Annotated in this window: 11 protein-coding genes and 1 tRNA gene; 10 read left to right on the top strand and 2 right to left on the bottom strand. The window is 58.7% G+C overall.

Annotation, left to right across the window (positions count from 1 at the left end):
* The first annotated feature begins 51 nt into the window (after positions 1–51).
* Positions 52–127, top strand: a tRNA-Lys gene (locus DKB74_RS04150).
* Positions 128–431: 304 nt separating this feature from the next.
* Here the strand turns inward: DKB74_RS04150 and DKB74_RS04145 are convergent.
* Together DKB74_RS04145 and DKB74_RS04140 are read right to left on the bottom strand one after the other, a co-directional pair.
* On the bottom strand, positions 432–1,067 hold the full coding sequence (locus DKB74_RS04145; RefSeq protein ID WP_109806795.1) for a hypothetical protein: 636 nt from the start codon (positions 1,065–1,067) through the stop codon (positions 432–434).
* Between the two features lie 2 nt (positions 1,068–1,069).
* Positions 1,070–2,236: a DUF262 domain-containing protein gene (locus DKB74_RS04140; RefSeq protein WP_109807115.1), complete on the bottom strand. Its 1,167-nt coding sequence runs from the start codon at positions 2,234–2,236 to the stop codon at positions 1,070–1,072.
* 671 nt (positions 2,237–2,907) lie between these two features.
* Here DKB74_RS04140 and DKB74_RS04135 point away from each other — a divergent pair.
* The 9 genes from DKB74_RS04135 to DKB74_RS04090 all read left to right on the top strand — a co-directional run bounded on the left by DKB74_RS04135 (position 2,908) and on the right by DKB74_RS04090 (position 11,221).
* Positions 2,908–3,480 (top strand): hypothetical protein, encoded by a 573-nt coding sequence (locus DKB74_RS04135; RefSeq protein WP_109806794.1) that lies wholly within the window; start codon positions 2,908–2,910, stop codon positions 3,478–3,480.
* The gene (locus tag DKB74_RS04130) at positions 3,470–3,817 is read left to right on the top strand and encodes a hypothetical protein (protein WP_109806793.1); all 348 of its coding nucleotides are present in this window, start codon (positions 3,470–3,472) and stop codon (positions 3,815–3,817) included. The genes DKB74_RS04135 and DKB74_RS04130 overlap by 11 nt, the downstream gene beginning before the upstream one ends.
* A 12-nt stretch (positions 3,818–3,829) precedes the next feature.
* Positions 3,830–4,924: a hypothetical protein gene (locus DKB74_RS04125; RefSeq protein ID WP_145960898.1), complete on the top strand. Its 1,095-nt coding sequence runs from the start codon at positions 3,830–3,832 to the stop codon at positions 4,922–4,924.
* A complete protein-coding gene (locus tag DKB74_RS18505; RefSeq protein ID WP_145960897.1) occupies positions 4,914–5,726 on the top strand; it encodes a hypothetical protein in 813 nt (270 codons plus the stop codon). Before DKB74_RS04125 ends, DKB74_RS18505 begins: the two co-directional genes overlap by 11 nt.
* Positions 5,727–5,843: 117 nt before the next feature.
* Positions 5,844–7,652 (top strand): ATP-dependent nuclease, encoded by a 1,809-nt coding sequence (locus DKB74_RS04110; protein WP_239987359.1) that lies wholly within the window; start codon positions 5,844–5,846, stop codon positions 7,650–7,652.
* The gene (locus tag DKB74_RS04105) at positions 7,649–9,412 is read left to right on the top strand and encodes a UvrD-helicase domain-containing protein (protein ID WP_109806789.1); all 1,764 of its coding nucleotides are present in this window, start codon (positions 7,649–7,651) and stop codon (positions 9,410–9,412) included. The genes DKB74_RS04110 and DKB74_RS04105 overlap by 4 nt, the downstream gene beginning before the upstream one ends.
* 650 nt (positions 9,413–10,062) lie before the next feature.
* Positions 10,063–10,383 (top strand): conjugal transfer protein TraD, encoded by a 321-nt coding sequence (locus DKB74_RS04100; RefSeq protein WP_109806788.1) that lies wholly within the window; start codon positions 10,063–10,065, stop codon positions 10,381–10,383.
* A gap of 19 nt (positions 10,384–10,402) precedes the next feature.
* A complete protein-coding gene (locus tag DKB74_RS04095) occupies positions 10,403–10,615 on the top strand; it encodes a conjugal transfer protein TraD (RefSeq protein WP_109807113.1) in 213 nt (70 codons plus the stop codon).
* A gap of 111 nt (positions 10,616–10,726) precedes the next feature.
* Positions 10,727–11,221 (top strand): Ros/MucR family transcriptional regulator, encoded by a 495-nt coding sequence (locus tag DKB74_RS04090; protein WP_109806787.1) that lies wholly within the window; start codon positions 10,727–10,729, stop codon positions 11,219–11,221.
* The last annotated feature ends 16 nt before the right edge of the window (positions 11,222–11,237 follow it).

The following is an 11,237-nucleotide window of genomic DNA, read 5'->3' as shown; positions in this document are numbered from 1 at the left end:
CCCCTCCAAAGCGTGGCGGCGGGTTACCATCCCGTCTTTCCAGCCCGGTATGGACGCATAGCTCAGTTGGTAGAGCAGCTGACTCTTAATCAGCGGGTCCTAGGTTCGAGCCCTAGTGCGTCCACCATTTTCTACTTTAAAATCAAACTCTTAGCCACCTGTTAGGTTGGGGCGTGGAAGCGCCTCACTCTCCTAGGTAACGCTCTAGGTAACAATCCGGCGGGAAAAAGTTTTCTCTCCCGGTGATCTCGGACCGATCCAAATCGACCCGAGGTGCGAATTCGCGACTGATCATCCGCCAACGGCTGATCGTGGGCCGACGACAGTCAATCCGCTTGTAAGCGGCAAAAGGGGTAGCTTCCGGTGCCTTAGGAGACGGATATCCAACATCACGTTCGAGCGGCAATCCACAATCTGCACGGTTTATCGCCTTACCAAGCCGCCTTCACGCCAGCGCACAGGTCGTCGGCAATTTTTAGACAATCTACAACCACGTCGTCAGCCACCTCGGGCGTCATCACATCGGTTGCCTTTTTGTAGTCACCGTACTTAGCCAGCTTGGCCATCGTGTGGGCAAACGATCCGCGAGCGTTGGCGAGCTTCTTAAGTGAATCGACTTCAGGCCCGCGCGGAACGTTCAATCCCACAGGGATCAACAGCCAACGGAGATACTTCGGCGAGATGCCATGATTGTCCTTCAAGGCCTTCGAATGCGCTCGCTTGGCCGCTTCAATCCCCTCGCGAACGTGTTCGAAAGAGGTCTGATCTGCTTCGTTGTCCAGATCAGGAAGAGTGAATGAAATACCGTGTGCGGCGAGCAAACACACGGTGGCGAGAGTGATCTTTTTGGCTAGAAAATCAGTCTCGACTTGGCCAAGTACCCCTTCCGATATGGCCTCAACGAACTCTTCGAACGCGGCGTGAAAAAGCAAAAGATACGCTTTCACGTCATATTCGAACGTTTCGGGCTTATGTTCGGGGCGGGCAGGAACGTAGGCTTCGATATAGCGAGCGCGTAAGTGCGCTGCTTCGTCCTTCAGGGCCCTGTTGAAAGGATCAGGGTCCACCTTCAGGGCTTAGCCTTCACCGGCACGGCACTGATTTCCGTGCCATACACTTCATTCACCAAGTCCCGCATCAGGGAGAAGCGGATTTCGTATTTTTCGTTGGTCTTGGTTGTCGCTTCAATGCTGTCATTGAATTGGCCGTTGTCTTTTGAAAGAGCTTCAAAGCCAGCCTCAAATTCCCGCGCTCTGGTTTGCATCTGCTCGGGTTGCAGTCGCGCTGCATAGTAAACCTCCGCTTCGAATAGCGCGCGGTTGAATCGCCCCTCCCAACCTTTTTCGGTGACCTTTCGCCCGACACGCTTTGCGGTGAGGGTAGCAATCAAATCGGACGTGGCTTGGTTAAAACCTTTGGTTATCTGTTCAACAACACCTTCCATTTCTTCCCATGATTCGTTGATTTGCTTCATTTTCGAATCAAGAAAACTACTCAAATTGCCAGTGTACTCCGCGCCGTACAGACTGAAACAAATGTAACGGAGAATAATTTCAGCGTCTCGAAGCCGTTGATCCGGACCAGTAAGATTCATTACGGTGTGGATCGGGATACTTTCATTAGTAATTGCAATAAGATAGTTTGCAAAATCACCTCTATTTAAAACTTGCCGAAGCTCTTGTGAGCTTAACGGGACAGAGGCGGTGTTAAGTCTGTAGAAAATATCATACAGAACTTGATCTGATTTATAATTGGTAAGAACGGTGCAGCGCATATCTGAATTGAGCAAACTACGCAGCGCAGCTGAATCACCATCTTTTCCACTAAGAGACTCAATGGTTTCGCCATTTAGATCGGTCCTAGTTTTTAATCCGCGCAATTCGGGTTTATCCCACGAGCTAAACTTTTCTGAATTGAAAAATCCCGCAATTGCCATGAGTCTCTGTTTTCCGTCGATAACTATAAACGAGTTTTTTTTGCTTTGGTCTTCTGCCAGAACGATTTCAGGCACCGGGACATTCAATATAAGAGATTCGATCAGCTTGCTTCTCTTGGTGTCAGTCCAAGCATTTCTTCGCTGAAATTTGGGATTTAAGTCAATGTTGTCCTGAGCGATTTGACTCAGAATGGTTTCAACGGTCCAATCTCGTGAGTAGACCACGAGGGATTCAATACCCTCAGCGCTGACCTCGCTTGCGAGTTCGTCATTCCATTCTTCAATTTCAATGTCGGCCATCTTGGTCCTGTCTCGCTGTTGTGTTGACCCTACACTTGTCTCTCGGGCAGAGAAAGTGCGTCGCGTGGCATCGTCGGTTGGCGGCGTGGCCGACTCCCCGGTGGACATATGACCCCCCAAAAGACGTAGGCTGATCAAGATTCCTTAGCCGGGTGGTCGTCACGTATGTCCAAAGTTCGCCTAGAGGTGGCGATGCCTTTTGCCACGTGCAGGGGTATTTTCACCCTGCTTTCGGCCGGGTCGACTTTGGCGCACCATGAAGCTCGGCGGACATTCCGGCAGCCGAGCGGCTCAAACGCGTAACGCGCAGGCACAATTGGGAAGGGCAGCCTTCAAGATCGACGGATCTGCCGCTCAACGGCTGAAATTGGAGCGCTCTGCCGTCGGGCAGCTTCCGACCCAGACCCAGTCATTCACATCTGCACCCGTAAACGTCCGACTACGCCGAAACCGGTCGATCGCCGAGGGCAAGGCAGAAGGTCAGCAAAGCGCCCTAATTTCGGCCAATCGGCGTCCTGCATCTCACGCCTAAAACTAGACGTTGGCGATCCAGCTGCTGGCAAGCCCGACTTCGGTCAGACGCTCAGGCAAGACATCGTAGGGTTAAACACCCGGTTGACTGCAGAGCGCTGATCACCTATCTCACGTGCATTGGGTGAGAAGAGGCGATTGTGATTCTTGAAGTGGCTGAACTGGCTGGGACGACCATTCTTTCGGGAGCGCCGAGCGGACGGCAGCTCTATGCGAAGCTGGTCGAGGCTATGCCCGCGGAGACGGAGGCACCCGAGCCTCTGTTTCTCAATTTTGACCAGATCCAGGTCGCCACCGCGAGCTATCTCAGAGAATCTGTCCTAGCGTTTCGCACCTTCGTTCGGGGTCGCAAGTCCAACTTCTACCCAGCCGTGGCGAACGCCAATTCGGACGTGGTCGACGAGTTAGTCGAGCTCCTCCATCCGCGGGGCGACGTCCTCATGGCCTGCATCGTCGGGGAAGACGGCACGATCCTGCGCTGCCGGCATATCGGCAAGCTCGATCCGATGCAGCAATTGACCTTCGACTTGGTCAATCGCGTGGGCGAAACGACTGCGAACAAGTTGATGTCAATCGAGAATAGCCAGGTGAAGGCGACCGCCTGGAACAATCGACTCGCATCATTGTCGAGTCTGGGGTTGATATGCGAACAATCGCATGGACGTACCAAGAGCTATAAACCGATGTTCGCGGGAGGCGGAGATGGGAGCTGACTTCAAAGAGAAGTCGAAGAAGTCGTTCGAGAAGTGCTGGGATAACGCAGCGCTGGATGCCAATACGCCGGATTTGTTCTCCAGGACGCCGGATCACGCCCCCAACCGCTTCGAAGCTGAGGCGCTTGGCAATGCGCAGGTCGAGATCGGAGAGTCCGTCGCGGTGCGCATGGAGGGCGACAGGCTGATCGGACGGCGCGGTATCTCGCCGGTCCTGGTGATCGCCAGCCCCAGCCCGACACTGATCCAATCGGTCGAGCAAGGCTGCAACATCGCACGTGCCGACATCGTCGCGGCCGACCCGATCAGCGGCGTGTTCGAGGTGACCATCAGCTAGAGGCGAAGTTCGATGTCCCGTCAAAAGCGAGCGTTCAACAGTTTCTGGAGCCGGCCGGACGCCTCGATGTCCATGGGGTGCATTGACTGTCCCGAACTTGTCATCTGTGGCGGCCAGACGATCGACGGGGCTGGCTTCAACTGCCTCGATCATTGCTGCGGTAAGCCGGACAGCTGCCAAGCCGTCTGCCCGAAGGCGCATCGCTTCGCCGACCGCATCCGTGAGGTCGGCGGGCTCGATCTCGCAACGCCGCAGGCCGCTTCGCTCGGGCCTTGCACTCTCCCGTCCTACCTGCCGATGCTGTTTCATGGCAGCGCGCTGGCGAGCACGATCGCGGCGCCGGCGGTCGCCATCCCCCTCTATCGCTTCTTCGATCAGGGCGCCGACTGCCGGTTCGATACACGCGATAGCATTGTCCAGAGCTACAAGATCGACCCGAGCGCCGACATCATCCTCTCGGGCGTCGCGCAGGACCATGAGGTCGAAGGCTGGTGGAGGCTGGAAGCTCCGGGTCGGATCAAGGCGATCGCGAATTTTCGTCGCCTTGGCATCGCCATGGTGACGACTCCCAATTTCAGCCTCATGGTCGACCGTCCCCGCTGGGACGACTTGCACTCCCTGCGCCGCATCGTGCTCGCCTATCACGAGCTCGTCTCGGAAGGGCAGGCTGCCGCGCTCCACGTGAACGGCCGCACCCGGCATGATTTCGCGCGCTGGTCGGACTATGTCGCTGCGCATCCGGAAGTCACCCACATCGCATACGAGTTCACGACCGGCACCAAGAACCCGGAGCGCATGCGCCAGCATGCGCTCTGGCTGATCGAGCTTGCGCAAGCCGCCGGGCGTCGGCTCGGGCTGGTGTTGCGCGGTGGGACGCAGGTGGTCGGGCTGCTCTCACAATTCTACGATATCAGCCTCATCGACAGCTCGCCTTTCGAGAAGGCCCAGCACCGCGAAGTGGCCTGGATCGACCAGGAGGGGCAGCGGCGCTGGAAGAAGCGTCTGACGGCACCGGGCGAGCCGGTCGATGCGCTGCTCGATGAGAACATACGGATTTCCGAACAATGGTTCGGGTCCCTGCTGCCAAAGCTTAAGCTTGCAGCCTGATCTGCTCTCTCCGCCATTCGACTATAGCGTGGTCGACGGCTTGGGCCGCGCTCATCAGCGCGGCATAGTTCCGCGGCTCGATGGCAAAGTCTTCAGAGCGCGAGCCGCCGGCCCTGCCGTCGAGCTGGCAAACCTCGAGGCCGGCATTGACCTCCAGAGTCTCGGGGAGCGCACTTGGCTGGATCGAGGTTCGCTCCAGCCGCTGCTCTCCGCGCTTGCTGCCAAGCCGCGTCAATGGCTCGCGCCGGATGGTCGGCGCGGCTTGGTTACGGGTGCGGGTCTGGAGCAGGAAGAAACCCTCACTAGCTTCAAGATCGACGCGCACAAGGCGGCCTTGACGGCGGGCTTCGAGAACGCCGCACTGCTGGTCGCGGCCATGGGCGAGCTGATCGGGAATGTCATCGACCATTCGGAGGCGGTCGGGAGTGGGACGGCGTTGTTCTCCGCCGAGGCGGGGCGGTTCGAATTCGTCATTGCAGATGCCGGTATCGGTGCCCTGCGCAGCCTGACCCGGAATCCGGATCACGCTGGGCTTGGCGACGAAGCCGCCGCGCTTGAAGCGATGGTTGAGGCAGGCGTTTCACGCTTTGCCCGCGATACCGGTCATGGAAATGGGTTTCGTCCGATCTTCGAGAAGCTCGCGGATATGACCGGGCAGTTGCGGTTTCGGTCGGGCGACTACGCGCTTACCCTTGATGGCCGTTTCGGTGATCACATCGCGCGCCAAGTTTCGCAGAAGCCTCGGCTAAACGGTCTCTTGGCGGCAGTTTCCTGTTCTGTATCGAACCGCGGTCGTATTTGATGGTTCCAAGAAGTAGTCGGGGTCGATGCACAGCGAAGGACGTCCTTGTTTTTGGCGTCGCTCGCAATTCAATCGCATAGATTCCGTGTCAGTTCGCCGCCGAATAATTGGGGGAAGATGATGCGGTTAGCGCGGATCGTAATTCAGAACTTTCGCACATTCGTTTCGCTTGATGTGAACGTCGCCGATGATCTGTGTTGCATCATCGGCGAGAACAACACCGGCAAGACCGCGATCCTGCGCGCGATCCAGATCTGTCTCGACAATATGTTGCCGTCGAGTTTTCGGTCACTGCTGCGCGAAGACATCAACTCCGCGATCGACATCGCTGAGCCAAACCAAGTTCTTATCGGCATTGAGTTAACCGGGTTCGAAGGCAGGGTGAACGAAGAGGCTCTCGTCAGCACTTGGAAGACCGCAGCGGATCGTGCGCGCATATTCTACCGCTTCCGCCCGCGTCCGGCTGTCCGTGAGCAACTTGCAAGTGGCGACATCGTGCCCGGAACGCTAACCCTCGAGGACTATCAATGGGAAATCCGCGGTGGTGGTGATCCCGCGATCGACCTCACCGACATTACCTGGGAGGACGAGGCGGTCGGCGAGTCCGTTCGCTTCGCCGACCTACAGTCCTACCTTCTCGTCCATCTTCCCGCGCTCCGCGATGTCGAGAACGACCTGCGCAATCCCCGCCAGTCACCGCTTATCCGCCTGATTGAGGCGTTCGAAATCGATGCGGCTGAGCAGGATGCCCTGATTGCCATCCTCGACCAAGCCAATCAGGCAATCGCGAACTCGGCGACTATCGCTGAGATAGCGGGGGCAATCGACGCACGGTTCAAGGATGTCTCCGGCCCCGCGTTCGAGATGGACGCCACGCTCGGCCTGTCCGCCGCGACCTTCCGCGCGATCATCCGCAACCTGAAAATCATTCTGTCGGACCTGTCGCTCACCTCGTTCGAACCCGGCCGCAACGGTCTTGGCATGAACAACATCCTCTATATCGCGATCCTGATGGAATATCTCCAGCGGCGGATCGCGCTCAACCGTTCGGCCGGCCAGTTGATCCTGATCGAAGAGCCCGAAGCGCATCTCCATCCCCAGCTGCAATTCTCGCTGATCGCGGCACTGCGCGCGATCGGCGTGCAGACCATTCTGACCAGTCACAGCACCCAAGTGACCTCACAGGTTCCGCTAAGCAGCATTGTATCGCTCACCAAGCGTGAGGACGCGACCATTGCTGCGGGCAATCTCGCGCTCAATGCGGCGCTCACCGCGCCAGAGATTGCCGATCTCGAACGCTATCTCGACGCAACCAAGAGCGCATTGCTCTACGCCCGCAAGGTCATGCTGGTCGAAGGGCCAGCCGAGATGTTCCTGATCCCGTCGCTGATCGAGCAGGTGTACGGCGTGAAGCTTGAGCGGCTCGGCATCTCGGTTATCGCGATTCATGGCGTCCATTTCGACGTCTATGCCAAGCTATTCCGCGCCGGCTCACTCGAGAAGAAATGCGCGATCGTGGCCGATGCTGACATGAAGCCATCCGACGCCGAGGACTTTGATCCGGAAACCGACGCCCCCGATCTGGTGGCACTGGAAAACGACTTTGTGTCCACATTCGCGGGCGCCACTACTTTCGAACGCGAACTGGTATCGGTCGGGCGTCTGCCGATGCTGATCGAGACCATTCGTGCTCTCGGCGCGCCACAGATCCTTGCGCAGATGGAGAATGGGCTCGCAACGCTCGCGCTCGGGGGATTGGGCATCGCCGAAGAGACGGCGCTGCGCGTCGAGCTTGGCCGTATCACGCTCAATACCGCCAAGCGCTTTGGCAAAGCGCGCTTCGCGCAGATAGCAGCGCGCTACGCTAACCTCGCGACCGATCTGCCGCCCTATATCGAGCAGGCCTATGAGTGGCTCACTGAATGATCCGGCTGACACCCGAACAGCGCGAGGCGGTCGAACATGACGGCAATCTGCTGCTGACGGCTTGCCCAGGCAGCGGCAAAACGCGGGTCATTCTCGCCAAGTTGCTGACGCTGGCCGATCAGGTCGTCGGCACGCCCCAGTTCATCGGCTGCATCACCTATACCAATGCCGCGGTCGACGAGATCGAGGCCCGGTTGCGCACCTACGGCAACAACGCGATCGCGGACCGCTGTGAAATCTCCACGATCCACGCGTTCTGCCTGCAATTCATCCTGCGTCCCTATAGCTGGCTGATTCCCGAAGTGCCGGCATCGTTTCAGGTGCTCTCGCGCGAGAACGGCATGTTCGAGCAGATCGTGACGGCGGTTGAGGACGCCTTCGGTCGCATCCCCGCCGGGCAGGTGTTCGACGATTATGAATCAATTCGTATCGACGTGAACGGCGAACCCTGCGGCCAGGGTATCGAGACCGGGATCGTCACCGGCGAATCTGCCGCACTCTATTGGGAGCGGGTCCGCGCCCACGGATACCTCGATTTCGCGATGATCCTCTATTATTCATGGAAGATTCTCGAACAGCACCCGTTCGTCGGACGCGGCATCGCGAGCCGCTTTGCCTGGCTGCTGATCGACGAATTCCAAGACACGACAGACATCCAGATCGCCCTCTTCGGCGCGCTCCGGCATTTCCTCCACACCCGCTTCTTTCTCGTCGGTGACCAGAACCAGTCGATCATGCGCTTCGCCGGCGCTCGCCCCGAGCTCGCCGAGCAGTTCGGCGATCAGATCGACGCACATCGCGACACCGCCCTGACCGGCAACTTCCGATGTGGGCCGGCGATAGTCAGCACAGCATCAACACTCATCCCGACTGTGCCAGGGATGCGGTCGGCGGGCGATGCAGCCCAGCTCGCAGCGCAAGTGACCTACGTCCATGTCGGCCGGCCGATTGACGCCATCACCGACCATTTCCTGCCCACCCTGCAGGATGCCGGCATCCCGCTCGGCAAGGCGGCGATCCTTGCGCCATGGTGGACGCATCTCATACCGGTCGCCCGCGCCCTCCGTGAATTCGACGTCCCGGTCTTCGGTCCGGGTGCGCGCCCCTATAAACGTCGGCGTCTACTTGCCGGACTTGCCGAGCAACTTGGAGCCTGCGCCAAGGCCGGCAATTACCTCGGACTCCCGGGTGTCGAGCGGGCACTGTTTCGGCTCATCGGTGATCTCACCCGGAATTCGCGCTACGACATGTTCAGCTATCAAGGTCGTCGCGTGGCGCTCGGCCTGATCTATCTCGCTCGCGAACTTGCCGACCAACATCCCGGCGGCGTCACTTGGCTGCGCGCCATCGCCCGCGAGGCTGGTGACTATCTCGAACGCGAGGAATGGTTGCCAGGCAGCGCCAAACAGCCGCTGATCGATTCCGCCGAGGAAATGCTGTCCGACATGCAGGCCAGCAAGGTCGATCTCGCGAATCTGCTGATCTCCGATATGGGCCTGTTCGCCAATCCCGAGCATGCGCTTAAGCTGATCACGCTGCACAATTCCAAGGGACGGGAATTCGACGGCGTCGCAATGATCTGCATGAACAATGGCAGTATCCCGCATTTCACTACATCGACGCAGGAGGCGTATAACGAGTCTCGGCGGCTATTCTACGTCGGCCTGACGCGAGCCAAGCGAGTTCTTGTTGTGGCGTCTGACCAGTCTCACTGGAAGAACACGCCGACCCCGTTTATCGCAGAGGCTGGCCTTGGATGAACGCTAGCCCCGCTAAAACAGCTTGCGCTAGCTCTGCCTTCCTGAGGTCGGTTATTGAGTCCCCGGTTGATAAGCGGCTCACTTATGGGCCGAGGAAGTGCCAATCACAAACGTCCGCTTCTCTGGTTGTTGGCACCGCAACCCGACTGTCCACTCACGGCCCAGCTTTTGTCGTAACGGGTTGCCGGCTGGGCAGACGCCGTATGTCGGCTTCCGACAAAACTTGCCGTTCAGTCATTCGCTCGCGAATGTCAGGAAAGTCCCCAACCTCGGCCGTTCCGGCCGCCGCTCAACGTGGGATGAGCGGATGGCCGGTTTCGGCACCGAGCCGGACTTGGCCGAACGACGCAATTGGGGCGCATTCCGGACCGACAACCTTACTCTGCAATCGGAGCGTAGACCTCAATCCGACATTTCACGCTATCCTTGGATTTCGGTGCCCGCGAGCTGGCATTGGCCGAGAAGTGGTAGATTGCCATGACGGCAATCCACATACACTAAACAAGCGACGTTGGAACAACGTATAAGCGCGTCCTCGAAAGAATTCATCTTTCTCGGGAAATACTTGTCCCAAGACATTTCACTGCATTTGCGCTGATCGATGCAGTAACTAACTGACACCTTCCACAATGACAATTTAGGATGGTGTCATGCGTAAGCCCCGCGACTATGATTCGGAACTGAAGGCGCTCGACGAGAAGGCGAAGCTGCTCAAGGAGCGCCGGTTGCACCAGCTCGGCGAGCTGATTGTCGCGACCGGCGCGGACGCACTGCCGGTCGAGCAGCTGGCAGGCGCTTTGCTCGCCGCCGTCGAGTCCAACGACACACCTGCGAAGGAGGGCTGGCGCAAGCGGGGCGCGGCTTTCTTTCAAGGATCGCGCAAGCCTCGCGGGCACGCTCGCAGCGACACGCGCGGCACTTCGTCGAGCGACGGCGATGCGCAATCGACGCTGCGCCAGGATCGCGCGTGACGACAAGCGGGGATGGGTCGTGAAGCGCCGTGAACGAACGCGCAAGTTGATCGAGTTGGGCGGGCTGGTCGCCAAGGCCGGACTGGTCGAACTGACCGATGACGATCGCGCCGTGATCTTCGGGTTACTGGTCGAAGGCGCCGCCAAACTTCGCGGTGAACATCGCGAAGAAGTTCAGACGCTGTGGCGGCGTCGCGGCAAGCGCGCGTTCGATGAATCTTCTATCGATTAAGCATCTCTGCGGTTGCATCCGAAACGGAGTTTCGTCATGGCCGCGATCAACCGGGGGATTTGTAATCTACGGCGTCAATGGGCTCGCCAAACAACTGGAACGGAAACCCTCATGGCCGACGAAAACACACTCAACTCAGTCGAGCTTGCGACCGAACTCACGATCGCCTGGCTCGGCAATCAGAACAATCGCGTGATGGCCGAAGAAGTGCCGGCATTTCTTCGCAGCATGCACGCGACCATCACTGAGCTGGCCGGCGCGCCTTCATCGTCGTCGAATGCGTCCGACGATGAAGCTCCGGCGGACGAAGAGTTCACACCCGCGGTGACCGTGCGTAAGTCGCTCGCATCGAAGGACCACATCCTCTCGATGATCGACGGTAAGCCGTACAAAACGCTGCGCCGCCACCTGTCGACGCATGGGCTGACGCCCGAGCAGTATCGCGAGCGCTACAACCTCAAGGCCGATTATCCGATGGTCGCCGAGACCTATTCGGAACAGCGCCGCGCGATGGCAAAGAAGATCGGACTCGGACAGAAGGGCCGCGCCGCCAAGGCCCAGGCCGCCGCAGAATCCCCTGCCCCTCGGCGTCGCAAGGCGGTATAAAGGGATGCTCGCGCCG

This window comes from Stakelama portus, assembly GCF_003171655.1.
GTDB classification, from domain to species: Bacteria; Pseudomonadota; Alphaproteobacteria; order Sphingomonadales; family Sphingomonadaceae; genus Sphingomonas; species Sphingomonas portus.
This window is presented reverse-complemented; position numbering and strand designations above follow the sequence as displayed.

Bases quoted from the DNA above. Each gene is read 5' to 3' on its own strand.
- DKB74_RS04100 (WP_109806788.1), top strand. From the start codon at position 10,063: ATGCGTAAGCCCCGCGACTATGATTCGGAACTGAAGGCGCTCGACGAG.
- DKB74_RS04125 (WP_145960898.1), top strand. From the start codon at position 3,830: ATGTCCCGTCAAAAGCGAGCGTTCAACAGTTTCTGGAGCCGGCCGGAC.
- DKB74_RS04110 (WP_239987359.1), top strand. From the start codon at position 5,844: ATGATGCGGTTAGCGCGGATCGTAATTCAGAACTTTCGCACATTCGTT.
- DKB74_RS04090 (WP_109806787.1), top strand. From the start codon at position 10,727: ATGGCCGACGAAAACACACTCAACTCAGTCGAGCTTGCGACCGAACTC.
- DKB74_RS04130 (WP_109806793.1), top strand. From the start codon at position 3,470: ATGGGAGCTGACTTCAAAGAGAAGTCGAAGAAGTCGTTCGAGAAGTGC.
- DKB74_RS04140 (WP_109807115.1), bottom strand. From the start codon at position 2,236: ATGGCCGACATTGAAATTGAAGAATGGAATGACGAACTCGCAAGCGAG.
- DKB74_RS04105 (WP_109806789.1), top strand. From the start codon at position 7,649: ATGATCCGGCTGACACCCGAACAGCGCGAGGCGGTCGAACATGACGGC.